This window comes from Pseudomonas sp. PDM09, assembly GCF_014852305.1.
Classification (GTDB): domain Bacteria; phylum Pseudomonadota; class Gammaproteobacteria; order Pseudomonadales; family Pseudomonadaceae; genus Aquipseudomonas.
In genome coordinates, this window is record NZ_JACVBI010000013.1 from 92363 (window position 1) to 115054 (window position 22692).

Consider the following 22692-nt stretch of genomic DNA (forward strand, 5'->3'; position numbering starts at 1 on the left):
GAGGATGAATGAGTCAATTTCCTCCTGAGGTCAGCCCCCATGTCCCTCCCTCTGCACTACCTCCGCCCGGCCGCCCAGGGTTTCGCTGCCGGGTTGTTGCTGGCCGTTGCCGGTTGCGGCGCTTCATCCACGCCAGACTCTGAGACGAACAGCCCCGCAGCGGTTGCGCCACCGATTCAAGAGGCGCTGAAAACTGAAGCGTTGGTGCGTAGCGAGGCGGTCATGGCAGATACCGTGATGGCCAAGCGCAGCGCGCGACCGGCACCGTCGGTCGCTTTCGCGCCCATGCCGGCCGGTGAAGCTTATCCACAGGGCTATCGGGATGAGCAGCGGGAGCAATATCAGGCGCTGGCCGATAACCCGATTCACAGCGTGGCCGAAGCACCGGTCTCGACCTTCAGTGCCGATGTCGACACCGGCGCCTACGCCAACGTCCGGCGCTTGCTCAATCAGGGGCGCTTGCCTTCCGAAGGGGCGGTGCGGCTGGAAGAAATGGTCAATTACTTCCCCTACGACTACGCCTTGCCCACCGATGGCTCGCCGTTCGGCGTGACCACCGAGCTGGCGCCGTCGCCGTGGAACCCGCATACCCGATTGCTACGCATCGGCATCAAGGCATCCGATCGCGCGGTGGCGGAACTGGCTCCGGCGAACCTGGTGTTTCTGGTGGACGTGTCCGGTTCCATGGACCGTCGCGAAGGCTTGCCGCTGGTCAAAAGCACCCTGAAATTGCTGGTCGATCAATTACGCGAGCAGGACAGGGTTTCACTGGTGGTGTATGCCGGAGAATCTCGCGTGGTGCTGGAGCCGACTTCCGGACGGGAAAAAGCGAAAATTCGTACCGCCATCGATCAATTGACTGCAGGCGGCTCGACCGCCGGAGCATCGGGTATCGAACTGGCTTATCAAATGGCGCAACAGGCGTTTATCCCCAAAGGCATCAACCGCATCCTGCTGGCCACCGATGGTGACTTCAACGTTGGCATCAGCGACTTCGACAGCCTCAAGCAAATGGCTGTGGATAAACGCAAGACCGGCGTGTCCCTGACCACCCTGGGTTTTGGTGTGGATAACTACAATGAACACCTGATGGAACAACTGGCCGATGCTGGCGACGGCAATTACGCTTACATCGACAACCTGCGCGAGGCGCGCAAGGTGCTGGTGGATCAGCTCGGGTCGACCTTGGCGGTGGTGGCGAAAAACGTGAAGCTGCAGGTGGAGTTCAACCCGGCCCAGGTCAGTGAATATCGGCTGTTGGGTTATGAGAATCGCGCCTTGAAGCGTGAGGATTTCAGCAACGACAAAATCGATGCTGGAGAAATCGGCGCAGGGCATACGGTGACAGCGCTGTATGAAATTGTCCCCAAGGGCGAGAAGGGCTGGCTGGAGCCGTTGCGCTATGGCAATGCTGGGGCCGATGTTTCCGCAAAAACCGGGGAAATGGCGATGCTGCGAGTGCGTTATCAGTTGCCGGAAGGTGGGAACAGTCGGTTGATCGAGCGGCCAATCCTGAGTGGTGAGGCCGGCAAACTCTCGGCCGCCAGCGATGACCTGCGCTTTGCCGCCGCTGTCGCTGCGTTTTCCCAGCAGCTCAAGGACGGGCGCTATACCGGTAATTTCAGCCTGAAAGACACCGAAGCCCTGGCCCGTGGTGCGCGGGGTGACGATCAATTCGGCCTGCGCGCTGAGTTCGTGCAATTGGTGGAATTGGCGCAGAGCCTGCGAACCCCGACCGCCTCGAATCAACAGCCCAATGACAACCGGATAGAGTGAAAGAGGCCAGCGTTGACATGTCCGATCCTGTAATCAGCTCAGCCGCCGGCAGCGACGAATCGCTGCTGGCGCGCTACCGCTCGGGCGACGGGCCGGCGTTCGAAGTTTTGTACGCCCGCCACCGTCAGGGCCTTTATCGATTCCTCCTCGGCCTCAGCGGCAAGCCCGAACTGGCCGAAGAGGTGTACCAGGAAACCTGGCTGAGCCTGATCCGCAGCACCAGTCAGCCACAAGGCCGGGCGAACTTTCGTACCTGGCTCTACCAGATTGCCCGCAACCGACTGATCGATCACTGGCGCAAACACGGCATCCACAACCCGTTGCACGACAGCTATGACGAGCAAACCCATGCACTGATCGATGACGCGGCCGACCCCGAACAACTGTTAAGCCTGAGCCGCGACGGTCAACGTCTCGAAACCGCCCTGCAAACCCTGCCCGCCGACCAGCGCGAAGTGTTCCTGCTGCGCGCCCACGGCGACCTCGACCTGCCGCAGATCGCCACCCTCACCGAAACCCCGTTGGAAACCGTTAAAAGTCGCTTGCGCTACGCCCAGCAAAAACTGCGTCGGCTGCTGGCCGAGGAGGTACTGACATGACTGACGCCCGACAAACACCGCCATCGCCCGACGATGAAGTGCTCAAGCATTTTCGCGATCACAGCAGCGGCGAACCACCGGCGCATCTCGACGCCTTCATCCTCGCAACAGCCCATCGCGAAGCCCCCACACCGAAGCCGAACCTGTGGCAGCGCTGGCTCCGCGCTTGCCAGCAACCCCGTTGGCAGGTTGCATTCGCCAGCCTCGTTGGCGTGGCACTGATGCTGGCGCTGGTACAGCGCCCGTCGGAACAACTGCCGAGTTATGACTTCGCGCCTGCGCCAAAAGCGTCCGCACCGCTTGCCAAACAGGAAGCCGCTGAAGCGAATGAACCCGCTGCTCGCTCCCAGGCTGCGCCGGCCGGCGCCATATCCGCGCCCGCACCGGCTGCGCCCATGGCGGAGTTCTCGGCACCGTTGCAGCGCGAGTCGATCAACAGCGAAATGGCTGACGAAGCAAAAACCAGCAAACGCTTAGCCGCGCCGGCCAAGTCATTGGATGATCAATTACATGAAGTGATACGCCTGCAAGAGACCGGTCAGACACAAGCCGCCGAGGCGCTGATGACGACATTGCACAAGCGCTTCCCCAAGGAAAACCTCACGGCCCGACTCAAGAATTTGCAGAAGAAATGAGGTGAACAGCGGTCGGCAAATTTGGCATCGACACCCGAAAGCGCGCACTATCGGCCTATAGCCGATGCGTTGGAGGATGCCGTGGCAAAAAAAATCGACCGCATCGCCCAAATGCTCAACTGCCCGGTGAAGGGTGAGGAATTGCGGCGAGCAGTGACTGAGAGTCGTAAGGAGTTTCTTCTGGCGAAGCAGCAAGAAGAAGCGCTTGAGGAAGACGTCCTTGATGATGAGTTGATCGAGGACGAAGAAGACGATGATGAGTACGACGAGTTTGACTGGACGACAGAATGAAAAAACCGCTTTGGCGGTTTTTTGTCATTGAAAGAAACGCTGTTTGAGGTTGCCATCAAGGCGAACCACCTTTCACCGACCACACCCGGACAAAGAAGCAAAGCCCTCCTGGATCGTGATGCTCGGGCTTTCCTTGAACAAGCAGGAGTCACCCCATAAACGTAATGAATTACAAAGGCTATGCCGCCAGAATTGAATACAGCGAAGAAGACGGCCTGTTTGTCGGCCATATCGCTGGTATTAGAGATGTCGTTGGGTTTCACGGCGAGTCAGTACCGGAGCTTCGGAATGCATTTGAAGAGGCCGTCACTGATTATCTGGATACTTGCGCCAAGCTCTGACGCGCACCGCAGAAGCCCTATTCTGGCAATCTCAGTCCGCGTTTAGCGCCCGCATTCCACGCAACTGTCGCCGTAAAGCGCAGTTAGCCCACAAGAGTATTAATCAGTGGGTAGCTGACGTTCTTGATCGTGAGGTGCATGTCTGACCACTGCCATTTCACCTTCCTGAAAAAGAGGCCAGAAGGTGTAAACCATATTCAGGACGCGACAGACAACACCCGCAAAAAAAGCCCCAGACCCTAAGATCTGAGGCTTTCTCGCTTCTACATATGCTGCCCAGGCGTCGTTTGAACTGGAGGCTGAGATGCCCGGTTTATAAGGGGAAGGCTTATGGTGTTTCGGTTAGGCATACACATGGGCATACACGAAGCCGGATGCTAGCCATGATGCTTGTGTGTTCGATGGAGCAAGTTTTCACGCCCTAGATCGTCAACCGTTTGCACCCAATGCTGCGTTGAGTGACCGCCCGATCTCAACAATCAGCAGTGATTGCCGTGCACATTCCAGCTTTAAAGCATGCATAGCCCAGCGTTCCTCAAAAGACTTCGTGTCATTTTCAAAGCTGGCGAACACTAGCCCGTGAGGCCGCCCATCTTGTTCTAGATCTAGGGAGTAGGGCGTATCCACAATGCTTTGATGCTTGCCGAGGTTGTTGAGTGCGGAGAAATAGCGAAAATCATCATGTTCCACCAACGTTTTGATCAGGTCGTGTAGCGGTCCAATTGGTAGGAGTTGTATGACCCTCGCCATCCCTATAACGCGCGGCTTGAGGCGTGTCGCTTGGGCCAAGTTCATGCCGAGTGCGAAATATACGGTGTGAGCAAGAGTATCTGCTATCGAATGCATGCTTTGCACGCAGGAGGTGATGTGAGCTGTTGCTTGGAGCCGTGCATCTTCGAACTGTTCGCTCGCCGCATCGTTTCCGAGTAACAGCCGCGCCATTGCGCCTGGCCCGGTATGGGGGGCGGTAGCATTCGCTAATAATCGTGCGGCCTCATTGTAGTGATAGCTCACAAATTTCATGCGCTGAACAAGAGAGTTCAGAGACGGGTTGATAGCTTCTTTTTGGGCAGGGCCGTGCAATTTCTCCACTGCACCCCTTAACGCCTCCAGGTTCCATGTAGTCAAGATAGGCTTCCTTCATCAGTGCGCCCAGATCAGGTTTAGTGACCATGTGCGGTGACGTCGCATGGCATGAACCTCTAGAGGGATAGCATCTATGAGGTTTCGGAGCCTATCCTACCCTCTGCTACTGTCAGTGATAGTAGGGCAATGTCTTCTATGATGATTCTCATACTAGCGCCACAGTCGACCAATGGAAGCGCGCATAGGCACCATGAAGCCCTCCATGACTCAGGCGGTTCGTCCCCGAACGCTGCTGGGGACCCTGAGTATTTTCCTCAAGTAAGGGGGCGGAAACCCGCGACATCGTGGTAGCGACAGGCTTCCGAGCTTACTGAAATTTCAACGTTGAAATTGAAAGGATTTGAAGAAAAAAGGACATCGTTACCGCGCTGGTAAAGATGCCCCCTTTGTGTCGCTGATAACGCAAGCATGGCGTTCGTCAACCGAGTCAACCGATCAACCGACTTCAAAAATCCAGCGACTAATACGAACGCGCGGGTTCTTTGCCCCGTATCAATTGCAATTGCCTAGGGGCCCCGACGGCCACCACACCATAGGGCAAATGCACAGGTGACGGAGGTTCACCTGTTCACTAAGCTGGGCACCTTTCCGCTAGCAAGATTCGGCGGGTTACTCGCCCCGTGTTGTTCCGATCTCTGAGGGGCCCCCTCGTAATTTCAATTTTTTAGCCAGAATTGACCGTTTATCGATTTTTTTGCACGTACGGATCCCTGACAGTACGAGGCCCCAACCCCGTGTCTGATACTTGTCCTTAGGGGGACCAAGGTAATGGCAAGGCCCTTTCTTTGGCTTCGGAATGTTTCCATCGCTGACGGCATGCTCGTATAGGGGTCAAAGAGGGCAGGATCAGCTAAAAGACGTGTTACAAGCGTTACAGGTGTTACGTTGATAGTTAACCTATTGAATTAAAAGGATATATTATTTGTTGCACGTCAGGCTGACGGCGTTTCAGGTCAGTGTTACAGGATTTGACCGTGTTACAGAGGGACACAGGACCGTACTGGAGGTTTTCCGAACTGTACGGGTGGGCTGATGGCAAGCAGCAAACAGAAGATGCATCTTCAATTTATAAATAGGACCTCTAGCCGGAGCGGTGCTATGGTTCTAGTACCATCCAGCGAAGCTAACGAAGTGCTTCGCTGGATGGTACTGACGACTGACGTAAGAGCCTTTTTGTACGGCAGCGACGATCAACTCCCGTAAATTTTAAGCGACCTAAAATCGCTTTGGACAAGTCAAAACCCTAATGAAAGAACGATTCGACAATCCACCCCTCGTAGAGCTTGTTGCCGAGCTCCGTTGGAAGGATTTGTCTGTACCTGCGGGTGTTCCCTCTGGATTCCCTGCTGGATTTGCATTCCCGCCCATCAACGACGCTTTTGATAAGCAGTTACCAGTCGTGACGAATGCAATGACATTAATTGGGTATGGAGCTTCCGAGCGTTTGGTCCCGGTAGGTTTTCCTGTTCCCGCAGAGGTACCAATCGTCCGTTACCGTTATTCAGGCACCGACTGTGCAGAGCCCGGTCGTGAGCATTTGCCATCAACTCTTTTTCAGATAGGCACAGGCATTTTTACCGCCAATGCGGTGAAACCTTACAAATCTTGGGATGACTTCAGTCCGATTGTGGAAAAAGGCATCAAAATTTTACTGGAATCCCAAACGGCTAACATTGAAGGTTATTCTTTAGTACTTCGTTATATCGACGCATTTAGGAATGATCTAACAGGGGATACTACTCACCTACAATTCCTGAAAGATGTGTTCGGATTCAAAATAGAGGCGCCCGACTTTCTGCGTAATCACTCGATCAGTGGTGAAGTGGCATTGCCTATAATGCAAATTACCGTCCCGCTTAAGTTCGGTAAACTACAATTGCAGATGGCCGAAGGTGAAATTGAAGGCGCGGCTGGTTACATTTTAGAGAATGTTGTAGTTATTGATGGATTAATAGGGTTTAGCGTCGAAGAAATAATGGCGAATTTCTCTAAGGCGCGAGATGTGATTCACGACGTTTTTGTGAATCTCACTAAGCCTCTTAAAGAGAAAATGAAACCTGTGGAGGTACCGCAATGATTGCGTATAGCGTGAATGCTAGTGCCGCTCACTTTACTACAGGCGTAGCGAGCTATAACACCACAACTACTTTAGTTAAGATCGCGAAACCGGATCCAGGCGTTGTTCAGAAAAGCTATGATGCTCTTGGGTATTTATGGGACTTGCTAAAGGTCGGCTGGGTTAGCCCTGCTGAAATTAACGCCAAGCCGAATTTAACTGCGGTGATTGAGTACGCCTACTCGGAAAGTGTAAAGGCACTTAAGGCTCATCAAAGCCTTGAGGGATTGTCGACCAAGGAGGTTACAGTTATGGCTGCATATCTTGCGATGGCTCGCCAAAATTTAAGCGAGAATTCATTTGCCCGTCTATCCCGTCTTGTCCGTTCCGAAGATAATTGGGATGGGGAAGGTGCGAAAGCAATGAGTCTATCCGCATTAGTCAACTTTACTGGTTTTTTTGAAAGAACTCATTTAAAGCCTTCGGATCTGAGCATTTTTCTAAATTATTATGGTGAAATTCTTACTACTTGGTCATTGAAGGATGGCGCATCTATTGATATGTCTTTCGGCGAGCATCAGATAGAGTTGGTAACTGATGAGTATGAATGCATCTTTGCCAGTGGCGATGAGGATCTGTTTAAACTAATTGCTGAGCTTTAATAAATCATGACTTCTGAAACAGCGTCGGATGAAGAATATCCGGCTAGGAAAATACTGGTTGAAGACCATGAATTGGTAATCCGAGCAATTGTCGAGGAGGAGTGGGAAGCCTCTACAAACAGAGGATCCCCTGGGATTTTTCAACGACCCAACACATCTGTAACACGTATAGACGCTATTGGACTTCAGGCAGGCATAGAAGTTGTAAAGCGAGATGTCGAACGCCCAGGTCGGCCGACGCGAGACGTCAAAGGTGTTGGACGGATTAGTGTCGAAATAATTAAGGCAGTGGGAGAGACGCCAATCCCGATAAGGAAGCCTGGGCCTGTAATATACCTTCAAGTGTGGGAAGAAAAGGTGAAGGCCTCAGAAACTCATCAAGGTAACGAGCACCACGCCGAAATCGTGCCATATTCGAACAAAGAGCGTACAGAAGAAAAAAGTTCAGTTTCACTTGGGTACAGCCGGATGTTGTCAAAAGCCTTGCATGTGTATGCCGTGGATCCTAACGGTGCAGTAATTGGCGAGTCACTCCCAGATGGGATTAAACTTTCTGAGAATAAAGCCGATTAAAGTGCGTCACTCAATTTTGAGTTGACGCAGCATTAAGTTTTAATTTCTGATTTGGTTGAAGTCGATTTTAGCTGATATTTAGACTTATATTTCGAGTTGCTCTGAGTTTTCTGCAGCCGATAATGGGTCGAATGAACCCGTTCTTATTCCGGATTTTCTAAGTCTTTCCAGCCACTCCGGAAACTTCTTCGCCCAGTAATCTTCTGTTGCCCATGGATGGCGGGTTACGTATGCATCACCCATTGAGGCAAGAAGAACATTATCAAATCGCGTTATTTGCCCTTGACGGTTGCCCCAAATTGCCCGAGAAATGGCGTCGTCATCATATTTGCTTATGCAATCATCTAGCTGTTGGATGCTGGTGAACCCAAGCCGCTTTAGGTAATTTGCACTGATTTCGTAACTCGCCTCAGTCTGTCTTGCATCACCGCCTAACTTTCTATCCAAGTATGCTTTTAGGGCGTCGGGAGTAATTTCAACTCCTGATAGGTGTCCAGACTCTACCGAGCTCCTAGCTTTGATGCGAAGAGATTGATCTTCTTCCTGTAGTGCTTGAAATTCGCGGTCTGCAATCTCCAGCATTCCAGCCAACGCGATAAATCGCCTACGTATGACGGTAGGTATAACAGATGCGCTTTTGTACTGAATGTCGTGTTCCATTTCAGCCCAAGCGTGCTGAAGAATGGTGCGAATTTGAATTTCAAATATAAGTTCGGCGAAACGTTTGTACTCCGGAAGTCGTATTCTATCTTGTGGAAAGGTTACAAGAAAGTGAATGCTGTGATAACCGAATTTACCTTCATCCATTAGTTCCTCTGCTTTGTCTGTTTTTTCAAGCACGACAAATTCAGATTCGATGCAGGTACAGACTTTTCCTACCGCTCCAGGTAGAAAGGTAATTATTCGGGCGGCCGAAAGGTCAGTGATTTCCTTAAGAGGATCTTTGTACTTTGGCTCTTGCGGGTTTACTGGAGATGGTTTAGAGGCTTTGTTGCCGAAGCTGTTAATCGCCTTAGCCCTAGCCTCTATGGAATGGATAGAAATATCTGCTGCGCTCAGAGTGTCTTTGAGGACTCGTTTAACCGTTTCTGCTAAATCTTCGTAAAGGCCGCGTACCTCGCGGAACTGCGAAGTAGCTGTCTCACGATGTCGATCAAAGTCAAATATTTGCTCTTCCATATGGACTCCTGTGCAGAGCATTACTAATTAGTACCAATCTTCACCATGTTTTTTGCAGCAAACTAAATATGACTTAGAGTTGATTTCTAGTGAAGATACCTAGAGTAAGAAACGGTTAAGCACGATAAAGATATATTCCTTCGTGCCGGAAGTGACAGGCATAAAGAGTAGCGCGAGTTGCTTGCGAAAAACAGAGCACGCCACCTTCGCCGAACTGCATTCTTGATCGTCTTTACGGCAAAGGGCAGCAACTCGTCGTCCTGTAACGATGGTAGGGAGGCGATCGGCTCCAGGTACATCACGCATTGTGTTTTGCCACACCGCCGGATCGTTGGCGTAACCAGTCGATTGATCAACCAGCCAGTAGGTAACCCTGTCGGTCAAACCAGGCGATTTAACGCGGCGCGGCGGCCTTCTTTCATCGCGAAATGCCCTGTACCGTGAATGTTGGAAAACTCTCGGCGCACCGCGTTTTTGCGGAGCAGTTCGGGCAATTCCCACGGATTGGGTTTAAGCGGAAGGACCAGGCCATCAGGGTTGAAGAAGAAGGCTTCTTGTTCTTCCCCGTTCCAGCTCACGCCCGCGATGGTGCGGTGCCGCCATAACACGGCCCCTATCGGTTGATGCGCTTAGGTGCTGAGACTGCTCAGGTTTTTTTTGTTTAGAGCGTGGTCACGCGTTCACATCTGGCAGTTTTGGAGGCCCCGAAAAATCGGGGCGCATTTCAAGGGTAAGTTGCCGCTACTCTGCGGCTTGTTGCGTCGCCGCCAGCGGTGGTTGCGTTAGAACTTTCACCACATCATCAACCACTGCCTTACCCATCGCCGTCAAATAGTGCGCGGCCCAGGCGTGGCGGTCGGTGTCTTTCGCGTAAGCCGCATCCTCAGCAAACGACTTGGCCAAGAACAACAGGTCGGACGCCTGCGCCAATGCTTTGCTAATAGGCACCCCAGCGCTGACATGAAACAGCGGATCGTCTGCACAGTAGAGGCAGGGCGTGTAGCCGATGGTTTTTGCTTCTGAGTGTTCAGTCATTTGCCACCTCCATTGACGGAGGTGCGGTGGGGGCGCGATTCGAAATCGCGGTGAGGGATAAGCCTAATTTGGTACGGATTTACATTGCGCATGGTCTAGCTCCTTGACGAGGAACTGCCACTTTTTCGTTACCAAGCGAATGGGTGGCAGCTGTGCGCAGGTTGGTAAACCGGGAGTCAAGGAATCCGGCACGCCCGAAGACGTCCCACGCACAGCCGCCATAACTCAAAATTGCGGGCATAAAAAAACGCCTGCAAATCTGAATGAGGGCGCTGTTGCGCTCAACTCTCGGGTTACCAAGCCCGGTCGCTGAATTGGCAGCGACGGCAGAAGGGTATCGCGCAGGCTGATCTCCTGCAACCTCCGAGAGTCGTAGGGATTTTCTTCAGAATCACCCGGAAGAGGGATGATTCTGAAGGAGGCGACTTCGAGGACGATAAGGTCTTGACCAGGGGACAGAACGCAAAAACAGCTTCGGCGGTTTTTTATCAGTAGCAGTTGTTCGGTTAAACCGAACAACTGCATTCTCAAGTAGCTCGCCCGGCATGGCAGCAGTGGCGTTCTGCTGCTATACAGCACAAGAGCATATTCAGTGCCTCGTCAGATAAAAGGAGTTCACGATGAAGGTTCTTGCAGGGTTGGTCGGAGGTTTAATATTAGCCATTCTTGTTTCGATGCTCGTATTTATCGCAATCGCAGCATCGCCAAGTGTTAGCGGATTGAAAGGAGCCATTGCTTTCTTCGTAACATGGATCATTGCAGTAGCCATAGCTGTTTATGCTCCCACTCCTGGCAAGGCATGGCGTCGACTTCTAATCGCCTCAGGCATCTCTGCATTCATGCTCCCCTTGTCCGGTATCATTTTCACGGGTAGCCATATCGCCACCATTAGTGGCGCTCACTCGGGCGTGAAAGCTGCGGGAGCAGCCATCGGTGGCACCTTGGTGAGTGGCTTTCTAGGGTTTGTTGGCTTCTTCCTAGGAGTGATCTTCCTCATCATCGGCTTGTTAGTGGGGCGAGATAAGCAAATCGTATACATCCAGCCGCCACCAAATTCATAAACAAGCCCAATTGAAGGCCGCTCCTCCACGATTTTTGTTTTGTATCGAGAATCAAGCCTTCGGAGCGATAAGCGTCGGCGATTGCCGATATTTTGCTTGCGGGTCGGATGCGGCTCTGCCAACTCCAGCCAGACGTCCTAAATACAGCGCCCACAAAAAAGCCCCAGACCCTAAGATCTGAGGCTTTCTCGTTTCTACGTATGGTGCACCAGGCGGGATTCGAACCCACGACCCCTGCCTTCGGAGGGCAGTACTCTATCCAGCTGAGCTACTGGTGCGATGCGGGCGCCATGATACTCATATGCGCTGCGGGCGTCCATGCTGCTGAATCGTCTGCCTTTTTCAAAAGCGTAACCTGCGTTTGCTACGCTGATCTGAAAAAATAGGCAAATGCGGCGTTTTCGTTCTTTTTTTCGAACAGCCTATTGTCCTTTACCCCCTTTGATCCTAGGATTCGTTTGAGATTTCAAACGCTCTTGTCTGGGTGCTGAACCGCACGAGTTCGATTTGTGCGCTATTTATGTGCTTCAGCCCGGTGAATGATTTCCCTGACGGCAGCCTATAAGGCGCCTTTCTACAATCATAATTCGCTCCGCCTCGCGCGGTGCTGTTAAGGAAAGCCGACATGCAGCTTAAAGACACCCAGTTGTTCCGCCAGCAAGCCTTTATCGATGGCGCTTGGGTTGATGCGGACAACGGTCAGACGATCAAGGTCAATAACCCGGCAACGGGCGAAATTCTGGGCACTGTGCCGAAAATGGGCGCTGCCGAAACCCGCCGTGCGATCGAAGCCGCTGATAAAGCGCTGCCAGCCTGGCGTGGCCTGACCGCCAAGGAGCGCGCGAACAAGCTGCGTCGCTGGTTCGAACTGATCATCGAGAACCAGGACGACCTGGCTCGCCTGATGACTCTGGAGCAAGGCAAGCCATTGGCTGAAGCCAAGGGCGAGATCGTTTACGCCGCTTCCTTTATCGAGTGGTTCGCTGAAGAAGCCAAGCGCGTTTACGGTGACGTGATTCCGGGCCACCAGCCAGACAAGCGCCTGATCGTGATCAAGCAGCCGATCGGCGTGACCGCTGCGATTACTCCGTGGAACTTCCCGGCCGCGATGATCACCCGTAAAGCCGGCCCGGCTCTGGCTGCTGGTTGCACCATGGTGCTCAAGCCGGCTTCGCAAACTCCGTTCTCGGCGTTCGCCCTGGCTGAACTGGCTCAGCGTGCCGGTATTCCGAACGGCGTGTTCAGTGTGGTGACCGGCAGCGCTGGCGACATTGGCAGCGAGCTGACCGGCAACCCGATCGTGCGCAAATTGTCCTTCACCGGTTCGACCGAAATCGGCCGTCAGTTGATGACCGAGTGCGCCAAAGACATCAAGAAAGTCTCTCTGGAACTGGGTGGTAACGCGCCGTTCATCGTGTTCGACGACGCGGACCTGGATAAGGCCGTCGAAGGCGCGATCATTTCCAAGTACCGCAACAACGGCCAGACCTGCGTCTGCGCCAACCGCCTGTACATTCAGGATTCGGTCTACGACGCGTTCGCCGAAAAACTGAAAGTGGCCGTGGCCAAGCTCAAGATCGGTAACGGTCTGGACGACGGCACCACCACTGGCCCGCTGATCGATGAGAAAGCCGTGGCCAAGGTGCAAGAGCACATTGCTGACGCCGTCGGTAAAGGCGCCACTGTGCTGGCGGGCGGCAAGAGCATGCAAGGCAACTTCTTCGAGCCGACCATCCTGACCAACGTGCCGAACAACGCTGCCGTGGCCAAGGAAGAAACCTTCGGTCCATTGGCGCCACTGTTCCGCTTCAAAGATGAAGCGGACGTGATCGCGATGTCCAACGACACCGAGTTCGGTCTGGCCTCGTACTTCTATGCTCGCGACCTGGGCCGTGTGTTCCGTGTGGCTGAAGCCCTGGAATACGGCATGGTCGGCGTCAACACCGGGTTGATCTCCAACGAAGTCGCGCCGTTCGGCGGCATCAAGGCGTCGGGCCTGGGCCGTGAAGGCTCCAAGTACGGCATCGAAGATTACCTGGAAATCAAATACCTCTGCCTGGGCATCTAAGCCCGGTAAGGCAAGGCATTGCTTCAAGCGCAAAGGGCACGAGAGCGCTGTCCCTTTGCGATGCTTCAAACGGAATTTTCTCTGTGGCCGGGAAAGCTGTGGCAGTCGATCATCGCATGCTGCCGTAGTTGCCTCCCCGCCGCATTTTCCTTGAACCACGCCGCCCGATGAGCGGTGAATGAGGACACTATGAGCAAGACTAACGCATCCCTGATGAAACGCCGCGAAGCCGCTGTACCGCGCGGTGTTGGCCAGATTCACCCGATCTTCGCCGAGTCCGCGAAGAACGCCACCGTGACCGACGTTGAAGGTCGCGAGTTCATCGACTTCGCCGGCGGTATCGCCGTGCTGAACACCGGTCACGTGCACCCGAAAATCATCGCCGCCGTGACCGAACAGCTGAACAAGCTGACCCACACTTGCTTCCAGGTTCTGGCGTACGAGCCGTACGTGGAAGTGTGCGAAAAAATCAACGCCAAGGTGCCGGGTGATTTCGCCAAGAAAACCCTGCTGGTGACCACCGGCTCCGAAGCCGTGGAAAACTCCATCAAGATCGCCCGCGCCGCCACTGGCCGTGCCGGCGTGATCGCGTTCACCGGCGCTTACCACGGTCGCACCATGATGACCTTGGGCCTGACCGGTAAAGTCGTGCCTTACTCGGCCGGCATGGGCCTGATGCCAGGCGGCATCTTCCGCGCGCTGTACCCGAACGAATTGCACGGTGTGAGCATCGACGATTCGATCGCCAGCATCGAACGCATCTTCAAGAACGACGCCGAGCCGCGTGACATCGCTGCCATCATCATCGAGCCGGTTCAGGGCGAAGGTGGTTTCTACGTCGCGCCTAAAGAGTTCATGAAGCGTCTGCGCGCTTTGTGCGACCAGCACGGCATTCTGTTGATCGCTGACGAAGTACAGACTGGCGCTGGCCGTACCGGCACTTTCTTCGCCATGGAACAGATGGGCGTTGCTGCCGACCTGACCACCTTCGCCAAATCCATCGCTGGCGGTTTCCCGCTGGCCGGTGTGTGCGGCAAGGCCGAATACATGGACGCCATCGCTCCAGGCGGCCTGGGCGGTACTTACGCCGGTAGCCCGATCGCTTGCGCCGCGGCCCTGGCCGTGATGGAAGTGTTCGAAGAAGAGCACCTGCTGGATCGCTGCAAAGCGGTCGGCGAGCGTCTGGTGACTGGCCTGAAAGCCATCCAGGCCAAATACCCGGTCATCGGCGAAGTGCGTGCCCTGGGCGCGATGATCGCGGTCGAGCTGTTCGTCGACGGCGACAGCCACAAGCCGAACGCGGCTGCAGTGGCATCGGTTGTGGCCAAGGCGCGTGACAAGGGCCTGATCCTGCTGTCGTGCGGCACCTATGGCAACGTTCTGCGCGTACTGGTACCGCTGACCTCGCCGGACGAGCAACTGGACAAAGGTCTGGCGATCATCGAAGAGTGCTTCGCCGAGCTCTGATGGATTTGTGACCTGATCAACAAAAAACCCGCTTCGGCGGGTTTTTTTGTATCTGCTTGAAAAGATCGGCGGCAATTGAGCTGTATCGAATGGCCATCATTGACTAAGGTGCAAGCATTGCCGTTGGAGTGTGCGATGACTGCCGTGGTGTTACCCGCTGTGCCGCGTGTGCTGATTGCCGAGGCCGACCCCTGGTCCCGCGACCTGCTCAAGCAGGTGTTGTTGAATGTGCGCTGCGACGCGCGGCTGGACCTGTGTGCCGATGGCCAGGAGACCTTGCAGCTGTTGGCGGAAAACCCTTATGACCTGGTGATCGTCGACTGGGAGTTGCCTGGCGTCGATGGCCTGAATGTTCTGCGCAGTGTCCGGCAGCGTAAGCGTAATCCGCCGCTGCCCTTCATTCTGATGAGCAGCCGCAACGACAGCGCCAGCGTGCGCGAAGTCTTGCCCCTGGCGCCCACGGCGTACCTGACCAAACCCTTGAACATCGAAAGCCTGACCCAGCGCCTGCAGGATTTGTTGCTGAACGCCGGCGAAGAGGTGTGCTGTGAGGCGCCGTCATTGGCGCCAGGCATGACCTTGTCGGTGTACCTGGAGCGACGTCGCGAACTGGCGGAGGGTGCGCCATTGATGACTGATGTGCAGGTGGCGATCAAACGTAGCCTCAATCCCGATGGCCTCGATCTGACGCGGCTGGAAGACGAAATCCGCACTGATCCGCAAATTACCGCTGTCCTGATCGCCGCCGCCAACAGCGCAGCCCAGCATCATGGCGTCGCTGTGCAAACCCTGGCCCAGGCGCTGCACCGTTTGGGCACCGGGCAAAGCCTGAACCTGATTCTGGGGCTCGCTCTCAAACGCAGTGCCCGACTCAGCGATCCGCAGCTGGCGGACTATGCCGAGCGTTATTGGGAGTTGTCGCTGCACACCGCCGAATACGCCCGGACACTGGCGCGTTTGCTGGATCTGGATCAGGCGCGCTGTTATTGCGCAGGCATGCTGCATTGTCTCGGCGACCTGGCGTTGCTGCGTTGTTTGCAGGAGTGGAAGGAGGCCGGCGGTGAGCTGGATGAATGGCAGGAAGTCGGCGATGCATTGGCCGAATTCGGCGCGGCCTATGGTTCGGCGCTACGGACCCGCTGGCGCCTACCCTTGGAGCTGCGGGAGCTGATTGCGGCGGTTTACCAGTTCGGTGGCGGGGTTTACTCCCGCGAAGCGCTGGTGATGAACATGGCCGCGCAACTGGCGCGCCTGACCGAGCATGAGGGGATCGAGACACTGGCCAAGAGCCGCACAGCGCGATTGCTCAAGATCGGATTGCCGGAATTGATGCGTTTGCGCAAAAAATAAGCTATATGCAAAACCTGTAGGAGCGAGGCTCTGTGGCGAGGGGGCTTGCCCCCGTTGGGCTGCGAAGCAGTCCTGAACTCGACAATCTGACTCTGTCAGAAATAACGCGTGCTCTGGTTTTACGGCTGCTGCGCAACCGAACGGGGGCGAGCCCCCTCGCCACAGGTAGGTGTCAGCGTCAGACAGCTTCTCAGCCAGAGATAATCCGGTTCTTACCTTGGCGCTTGGCCTGGTACATCGCCGCATCGGCGCGGGCGAACAGGCTGTCGATGCTTTCATCCTCGTATGTGAGGCTGCTCAGGCCCTGGCTGACGGTGATGCCGAAGGTCTGGTCGTCATGGCTGAAGCTTAACCGCTGAATTTCCCGTTGCAGACGCTCGGCCACCTGCATGGCCATGTCTGGTGCACAGCCGGGAAACACGGCTGCGAATTCCTCGCCGCCGATCCGTCCGAACAGATCACCACGCCGCAGGGCCGCGCGACCGCTCTCGGCGATGCGTTGCAGCACCTTGTCGCCTTCCTGATGGCCGTAGGTGTCATTGACCATTTTGAAGTCATCGATGTCCAGCAGCAGGAACGCCAGCGGCGCACCGTTCAACCGCGCCTGCTCGAATTCGCGATGGGCGCATTCGAAAAAGTGTCGGCGATTGCTGCTTTGGGTCAATACATCGGTGCTGGCCAAGCGTTGCAGTTCGGCTTCCATCTGCTTTTTTTCGGTGATGTCTTCGGCAATGCCGACGACGATCAGCGGTTGACCCGGCTCGGCCTGACGGTTGATGAAACACTTGTCGCTGAGCCAGCGCACTTGGCCGTCGGCAGCGATGATGCGGTACTCGCGGTCTTCAACGGCGCCTTTGACCAGCACTTGCGCCAGGCTGCGCTCGGCGTAGTCCAGATCGTCGGGATAGACGCTGTCGCGCCAGTGGTTGTAGTCGGACAGCAACAGACCGGCGGGACGGCCGAAAATCCGTTCATAGGCCGGGCTGACGTAAAGCACCTGGCGGGTTTCCCAGTTATATGCCCAAAGCACGGCGTTGACGCTGACCAGCAGCGAGCTGAACAGCTGTTCGCGTTCGCTCAGGCGTGCCACTTCACCCTGGGCATGCATCAGCGCCATCAGGGTTTGCGCGGCCTCGGGCCACTGTGGAAGGGATGTGTCTTGTAGGTTTTCATGGACCATCGGCACAAATCTCAAAGGGCGTGCCGCTATGTCGACAGCGGCCAAAAACAGAGCCCGCCTGGATGGCGAAGTGTCTTTGAGATAGGGGATTTGGAGCGAAGTTCCCGGTATTTGTGGTGATGGGGGAGGAGGCCGCTGGGCGGTACTGGCGACGCGTTTTTTTCAACTAAAACGCGTCGTCAGGTTTTACGTCTGCTGCGCAGCCGAGCGGGAGCAAGCTCCCTCGCCACAGGCAAGCCTCTTCAGTAGAGGCAAGCCGTTATCAGAGGATCAGGCGTTGGCAGGGCGCAGGGAGTAGGTTTTCAACTGGCCGGCGAAGTCACGCAGGGATTGAATCCCGCTGGCCTCGGCCTCGTGTACCCAATCCTTGATGGCAGCCAGCATGTCGTGACCATTTGAGCTGGTCTTGACCCAGATCTGTTGCAAGGCCAGGCGTTTCTCGTAAATTACCTTCAGCGCCTGGCTGTGCTCGAGCATGGTCTGGATGCGCATATGGTGCTTGTCGTCCAGCAGGCTGGTTTCCCGCGACAGCAAACGCTTGGCCCGGTGGAACTGATGACGGACCGAGTGATCGACCTTTTCCAGCTCTTGCTTGACCAGCGGCGCGATCACCAGCTTGCGGTACTGGGCCATGATCTGGAAGCGGTTGTTGAGGATCGCCATGGCAGTGTCCATGTCCAGGCTGCCTTTGCCTTCAACGCGGTGGGCGATCGGTGCAACCCGCTGGACCTTGGCCAGACGCAGGAAGCTGAAAACCTGGATCCAGGCCCAGCCGAGGTCGAACTCCCATTTCTTCACCGACAGTTTGGCGGAGTTAGGGTAGGTGTGATGATTGTTATGCAGTTCTTCGCCGCCGATCAGGATGCCCCAAGGCACCAGATTGGTCGCCGCATCGCGGCATTCGAAGTTGCGGTAGCCGATGGCATGGCCCAGGCCATTGACCACGCCGGCGGCCCATACCGGGATCCACATCATCTGGATGGCCCAGATGGTGATGCCGATGGTGCCGAACAGTAGCAGGTCGATGACGCCCATGATCGCCACACCCAACAGCGGGAAGCGGCTGTAAAGGTTGCGTTCGATCCAGTCTTCGGGGCAGTTCTTGCCGTAGATGCGCAGGGTCTCGGGGTTTTCCGCTTCGGCGCGGTACAGCTCGGCGCCTTTGCGCAGAACGGTGGACAGCCCCTTGATGACCGGGCTGTGCGGGTCGTCGACGGTTTCGCATTTGGCGTGGTGTTTGCGGTGGATAGCTGTCCACTCGCGGGTGTTCTGCGCCGTGGTCAACCACAGCCAGAAGCGGAAGAAATGTTTCAGGCCGGCATTGAGCTCAAGCGAGCGATGGGCTGAATAGCGATGCAGATAAACCGTGACGCCGACGATCGTCACGTGGGTCATCAGTAGGGTGACTGCCACCAGTGACCAGGGCGATAAGCCAAGAAAACCTTCGTACCACATAGCCTATAGGACCCTCGATAAAGAAAAAAACACCCGTTGCATTATCACTTAGCCCACAGATAAAACCAGTCGCCCTTTCAGATAAGAGTGGCTGGATGTGTCTTTAATCTATAATTCAAGCCTTTTTACAGGGACATGGACGCTCTAATGTCAGCCACCTATCGCGATGCTTTGCGTGCAGCGCTGCTCTACCTGGTGCTTTCCGTAACCTGGCTCCAGTTTAGTGGTTATTTATTGAACAGGTTCTTCGATAATTCCACCGACCTGCTGCGCTGGCAGCTGATCAACGGTTATGCCTGGGTGGCGTTCAGTGCCGGGCTGATCTTCATTGCACGGGCACGATTGTTTCGCTGCCTGGGTGTCGGCGCCAAATTGCGCGAGCGCAATGCCGACCGGGAGCGTTTGCGTCAGGCGGCAGCGGTGTTCGATTGCACCCGTGAAGGGGTGCTGGTCACTAATAGCAACGGGTTGATCGTCCATGTGAACCGGGCGTTCATGGAAATCACCGGCTACCAGCGCGAGGAAGTGCTGGGGCAGCGACCGAACATGTTCAAGTCGGGCCATCACCCGCCGGGTTTCTACCAAGTGATGTTCGCGGCACTCGACAGCCTCGGCGAGTGGAGCGGGGAAATCTGGAACCGCCGTAAAAACGGCGAGATCTACCCGCAATGGCAGACGATCCGCCTCATTCGCGACGAGCAGGGGCGGCTCAGCCAGTACGTTGCGGTGTTTTCCGACATCAGCGCGATCAAGAACTCCGAGCATGAATTGACGCATCTGGCCCATCACGATCCGTTGACCGATCTGCCAAATCGCCTTCTGCTAACCGACCGTGCCGGGCAGGCCGTGGCCTCGGCGCAGGTCCACAAGCGCGGTTGCGCGTTGCTGATGATCGACCTCGATCATTTCAAGTTGATCAATGACAGTCTCGGTCACAGTGTCGGTGACCAACTGCTCAAGGCTGTGGCTGAGCGCCTGAATGCCTTGTTCGACCCGGGCATCACGCTGGCACGGCTCAGTGGCGACGAATTTGCGGTATTGACTGAAAACTGCCCGCAACCGGGGCACGCCGCGGCACTGGCTCAGCGGGTTATCGATGGCCTTAAAGAACCTTTCCAGATCGACGGGCATTCGCTGTTCATCAACGCCAGCATTGGCATCAGCCTGTTCCCCAGCGATGCCTTGAGCGCCGAGCAGCTATTGCGCAACGCCGATTCGGCGCTGTTCAAGACCAAGAGCGCTGGCCGCGATGGCTATGCCCTCTACACCGAAGAATTGACTGCGCATGCCCAGCAGCGCGTCGAGGTCGCGTTCCAATTGCGCCAGGCGCTGGAGCAGGAGCAATTGCGGGTTTATTACCAACCCGTGCATGACCTCAAAACCCGTCGCCTGATCGGCGTCGAGGCGCTGGTGCGCTGGGAGCATCCGCAACGTGGGTTGGTGTCGCCGGCTGAATTCATCCCCATCGCCGAACGCACCGGGCTGATTGCCGAGATCGATGCCTGGATCATGCGTCAGGCCTGCCAGCAGATGTGCCAGTGGCAAGCGGTGGGCGTGGTGTTGTCGTTTGTCGCAGTGAACGTTTCTTCTCGTCTGTTTGCCCGGCGCGAGTTGTATCAACAGGTGGCTCAGGTGCTGCACGACACCGGGCTGGATCCGGCGTATCTGGAGCTGGAAGTTACCGAAAGCGCGGTGATGGAAGACCCGGAAGTGGCGCTGGAGCAGATGCATCGCTTGCGCGAGTTGGGTGTGCGGCTGGCCATCGATGACTTCGGGACGGGATATTCGTCATTGCTGCGGCTCAAGCGTTTGCCGGTGCAAAAGCTCAAGATCGATCAGGGATTTGTCGCAGGGTTACCGAGCGATGAGGATGACGTGGCGATTGTCCGGGTGATTATTGCGCTGGCGCAGAGCATGGGGCTGCAAGTGCATGCCGAGGGGATCGAGCAGGTCGAGCAGGCGAGTTTCTTGCTCGAGCATGACTGCAATTTGGGGCAGGGGTACTGGTTTGGGCGGCCAGTGCCGGCGGCATCATTGGATTGGGCTCGGGCGCCAGTGATTGGATGAGCGCCTGATGATCGTTCCCACGCTCTGCGTGGTAATGCATCCAGTGACGCTCTGCGTCACCTCTCGATCAGGGACGCAGAGCGTCCCGGGCGGCATTCCCACGCGGAGCATGGGAACGATCAATCTTCTGGTTATATAAACATTCTTAAATAGTCTTTTTAAGAATATCTGCGCCTATCTACTATTGCTCTTACGCCGTAAGCAGTGCCCGCCACTGCCAGGCATATCTCATTAAGGAGCAGCACCATGAGCGCATCCCTACGTAGTGTTGACGGGCAGGACGAAGCCACCATTTTGCGTGAGATTCAGAGCGCCTTGCGCGATCTGCGCTTTGGCGCGGTGGAAATCACCGTGCATAACGCCCAGGTCGTTCAGATCGAACGCAAAGAGAAATTCCGTTTGCAGAGCCCGGGCAACAAGCCGAGCTGAAACGAAAGATCAAAAGATCGCAGCCTTCGGCAGCTCCTACGCGCCTGTGCCGCCGCAGGCTGCGATCTTTTCAAACAGGCAACCCGTTCCAGACCATAAGAAAAGCCAACACATCAAGAATTCCAGGAGCTTTCACCATGTCGTCGATTCGTCATTTTGCTTTGGCCGCCCTGGCCAGTGCCCTTTTTGCTGGTTCCGCGGTTGCCAAGGATTACGAGCTGCTCAACGTGTCGTATGACCCGACCCGTGAGCTGTACCAGGAGTACAACGCCGAGTTCATCAACTTCTGGAAAAAAGACCACGCTGGCGACAACGTGAAAATCCAGCAGTCCCACGGTGGTTCGGGCAAGCAGGGCCGGGCGGTGATCGACGGTCTGCGGGCCGACGTGGTGACCCTGGCCCTGGCCGGTGACATCGACGAAATCGCCAAGCTCGGCAAGAGCCTGCCGGCCGACTGGCAGAAGCGCCTTCCGGAAGCGAGCACGCCTTACACCTCGACCATCGTGTTCCTGGTGCGCAAGGGCAACCCGAAAGGCATCAAGGACTGGGGCGATCTGACCAAGAACGGCGTGGAAGTCATCACCCCGAATCCGAAAACCTCCGGCGGCGCACGCTGGAACTTCCTCGCAGCCTGGGCCTATGGCCTGAAAGCCAACGGAGGTAACGAAGCCAAGGCCAAAGAGTACGTACAGACCCTGTTCAAACATGTGCCTGTGCTGGACACCGGTGCTCGCGGTTCGACCATCACCTTCGTCAACAACGGTCAGGGCGACGTGTTGCTGGCCTGGGAAAACGAAGCTTTCCTGGCCTTGAAAGAAGACGGCGGCGCTGACAAATTCGACATCGTCGTGCCTTCGCTGTCGATCCTTGCCGAACCACCGGTGGCCGTGGTCGACAAGAACGCCGAGAAAAAGGGCAACACCGACATTGCTGAAGCGTATCTCAAGCACCTGTACAGCCCGACCGGCCAGGAAATCGCGGCGAAAAACTTCTATCGTCCACGTGACAAAGAGGTGGCTGCCAAGTACGCCAAACAGTTCCCGACGCTGGAGCTGGTGACCATCGACAAGGACTTCGGCGGCTGGAAAACCGCGCAACCGAAATTCTTCAATGACGGTGGCGTGTTCGACCAGATTTATCAGGCGCAGTAACCTGAAATGGATCAGTCAATGGACCTGATTCCAGGCAGTTAAGGTGCTGAACCTGTGGGAGCGAGCCTGCTCGCGATGACGGCGGTACATTCAGCATAAATGTTGGCTGACCCGCCGCTATCGCGAGCAGGCTCGCTCCCACAGGGGCTGCAGTGTCCAAATCCTTAATTG

General features: G+C 55.7%; 19 protein-coding genes, 1 tRNA gene and 2 pseudogenes. 15 read left to right on the forward strand and 7 right to left on the reverse strand.

Features of this window, described 5'->3' with window-relative positions; all coding sequences use genetic code 11:
* The first annotated feature begins 39 nt into the window (after positions 1-39).
* From IB250_RS26480 to IB250_RS26500, 5 genes and pseudogenes are all read left to right on the forward strand, one after another.
* Positions 40-1776 carry a vWA domain-containing protein gene (locus tag IB250_RS26480; protein WP_192346471.1) on the forward strand — a complete coding sequence of 579 codons (1737 nt, stop codon included), beginning with the start codon at positions 40-42 and terminating at the stop codon, positions 1774-1776.
* Positions 1777-1793: 17 nt separating this feature from the next.
* Positions 1794-2375 (forward strand): RNA polymerase sigma factor, encoded by a 582-nt coding sequence (locus IB250_RS26485; RefSeq protein ID WP_063341928.1) that lies wholly within the window; start codon positions 1794-1796, stop codon positions 2373-2375.
* A complete protein-coding gene (locus IB250_RS26490) occupies positions 2372-3010 on the forward strand; it encodes a hypothetical protein (protein WP_192346473.1) in 639 nt (212 codons plus the stop codon). Before IB250_RS26485 ends, IB250_RS26490 begins: the two co-directional genes overlap by 4 nt.
* Positions 3011-3031: 21 nt before the next feature.
* Positions 3032-3301 carry a hypothetical protein gene (locus IB250_RS26495; RefSeq protein ID WP_225603856.1) on the forward strand — a complete coding sequence of 90 codons (270 nt, stop codon included), beginning with the start codon at positions 3032-3034 and terminating at the stop codon, positions 3299-3301.
* A gap of 155 nt (positions 3302-3456) precedes the next feature.
* Positions 3457-3788, forward strand: a pseudogene (locus IB250_RS26500) (type II toxin-antitoxin system HicB family antitoxin).
* 283 nt (positions 3789-4071) lie between these two features.
* Here the strand turns inward: IB250_RS26500 and IB250_RS26505 are convergent.
* Positions 4072-4770 carry a hypothetical protein gene (locus IB250_RS26505; protein WP_192346477.1) on the reverse strand — a complete coding sequence of 233 codons (699 nt, stop codon included), beginning with the start codon at positions 4768-4770 and terminating at the stop codon, positions 4072-4074.
* A gap of 1264 nt (positions 4771-6034) precedes the next feature.
* Between IB250_RS26505 and IB250_RS26510 the strand changes: the two genes are divergently transcribed.
* Genes IB250_RS26510 through IB250_RS26520 form a run of 3 tightly spaced genes read left to right on the forward strand, consistent with a single transcriptional unit; the run spans position 6035 to position 8079 of the window.
* Positions 6035-6865 (forward strand): TIGR04255 family protein, encoded by an 831-nt coding sequence (locus IB250_RS26510; protein WP_192346479.1) that lies wholly within the window; start codon positions 6035-6037, stop codon positions 6863-6865.
* The gene (locus IB250_RS26515; RefSeq protein ID WP_192346481.1) at positions 6862-7506 is read left to right on the forward strand and encodes a hypothetical protein; all 645 of its coding nucleotides are present in this window, start codon (positions 6862-6864) and stop codon (positions 7504-7506) included. The genes IB250_RS26510 and IB250_RS26515 overlap by 4 nt, the downstream gene beginning before the upstream one ends.
* A 6-nt stretch (positions 7507-7512) precedes the next feature.
* On the forward strand, positions 7513-8079 hold the full coding sequence (locus IB250_RS26520) for a hypothetical protein (protein WP_192346483.1): 567 nt from the start codon (positions 7513-7515) through the stop codon (positions 8077-8079).
* A gap of 84 nt (positions 8080-8163) precedes the next feature.
* Here the strand turns inward: IB250_RS26520 and IB250_RS26525 are convergent, their stop codons facing one another.
* The 3 genes and pseudogenes from IB250_RS26525 to IB250_RS26535 form a co-directional block, all read right to left on the reverse strand.
* Positions 8164-9258 (reverse strand): GTP pyrophosphokinase family protein, encoded by a 1095-nt coding sequence (locus tag IB250_RS26525; RefSeq protein WP_192346485.1) that lies wholly within the window; start codon positions 9256-9258, stop codon positions 8164-8166.
* Between the two features lie 309 nt (positions 9259-9567).
* Positions 9568-9875, reverse strand: a pseudogene (locus IB250_RS26530) (hypothetical protein); the annotation flags it as partial.
* Between the two features lie 124 nt (positions 9876-9999).
* The gene (locus IB250_RS26535; protein WP_192346487.1) at positions 10000-10293 is read right to left on the reverse strand and encodes a DUF3077 domain-containing protein; all 294 of its coding nucleotides are present in this window, start codon (positions 10291-10293) and stop codon (positions 10000-10002) included.
* Positions 10294-10913: 620 nt separating this feature from the next.
* Between IB250_RS26535 and IB250_RS26540 the strand changes: the two genes are divergently transcribed.
* Positions 10914-11354 carry a hypothetical protein gene (locus IB250_RS26540; RefSeq protein ID WP_192346489.1) on the forward strand — a complete coding sequence of 147 codons (441 nt, stop codon included), beginning with the start codon at positions 10914-10916 and terminating at the stop codon, positions 11352-11354.
* 201 nt (positions 11355-11555) lie between these two features.
* Here IB250_RS26540 and IB250_RS26545 read toward each other — a convergent pair.
* A tRNA-Arg gene (locus tag IB250_RS26545) sits at positions 11556-11632 on the reverse strand.
* 347 nt (positions 11633-11979) lie between these two features.
* Between IB250_RS26545 and gabD the strand changes: the two genes are divergently transcribed.
* The 3 genes from gabD to IB250_RS26560 all read left to right on the forward strand — a co-directional run bounded on the left by gabD (position 11980) and on the right by IB250_RS26560 (position 16239).
* On the forward strand, positions 11980-13422 hold the full coding sequence (gene gabD / locus IB250_RS26550) for an NADP-dependent succinate-semialdehyde dehydrogenase (RefSeq protein ID WP_192346491.1): 1443 nt from the start codon (positions 11980-11982) through the stop codon (positions 13420-13422).
* 189 nt (positions 13423-13611) lie between these two features.
* A complete protein-coding gene (gene gabT, locus IB250_RS26555; protein ID WP_008068635.1) occupies positions 13612-14889 on the forward strand; it encodes a 4-aminobutyrate--2-oxoglutarate transaminase in 1278 nt (425 codons plus the stop codon).
* A gap of 135 nt (positions 14890-15024) precedes the next feature.
* The gene (locus IB250_RS26560; protein ID WP_192346493.1) at positions 15025-16239 is read left to right on the forward strand and encodes a response regulator; all 1215 of its coding nucleotides are present in this window, start codon (positions 15025-15027) and stop codon (positions 16237-16239) included.
* Positions 16240-16429: 190 nt separating this feature from the next.
* Here IB250_RS26560 and IB250_RS26565 read toward each other — a convergent pair whose 3' ends face one another.
* On the reverse strand, positions 16430-17419 hold the full coding sequence (locus tag IB250_RS26565) for a GGDEF domain-containing protein (RefSeq protein WP_192346496.1): 990 nt from the start codon (positions 17417-17419) through the stop codon (positions 16430-16432).
* A 270-nt stretch (positions 17420-17689) separates the two neighbouring features.
* Positions 17690-18874: a delta-9 fatty acid desaturase DesA gene (desA, locus tag IB250_RS26570; protein WP_063341922.1), complete on the reverse strand. Its 1185-nt coding sequence runs from the start codon at positions 18872-18874 to the stop codon at positions 17690-17692.
* A gap of 147 nt (positions 18875-19021) precedes the next feature.
* On the opposite strand from desA, the gene dibA reads away from it, so the two are divergent.
* From dibA to IB250_RS26585, 3 genes are all read left to right on the forward strand, one after another.
* On the forward strand, positions 19022-20941 hold the full coding sequence (gene dibA / locus IB250_RS26575) for a phosphodiesterase DibA (RefSeq protein ID WP_192346498.1): 1920 nt from the start codon (positions 19022-19024) through the stop codon (positions 20939-20941).
* Between the two features lie 246 nt (positions 20942-21187).
* The gene (gene oscA / locus IB250_RS26580) at positions 21188-21370 is read left to right on the forward strand and encodes a sulfur starvation response protein OscA (RefSeq protein WP_007899630.1); all 183 of its coding nucleotides are present in this window, start codon (positions 21188-21190) and stop codon (positions 21368-21370) included.
* A 137-nt stretch (positions 21371-21507) separates the two neighbouring features.
* On the forward strand, positions 21508-22521 hold the full coding sequence (locus IB250_RS26585; protein WP_192346500.1) for a sulfate ABC transporter substrate-binding protein: 1014 nt from the start codon (positions 21508-21510) through the stop codon (positions 22519-22521).
* Positions 22522-22692 lie beyond the last annotated feature (171 nt).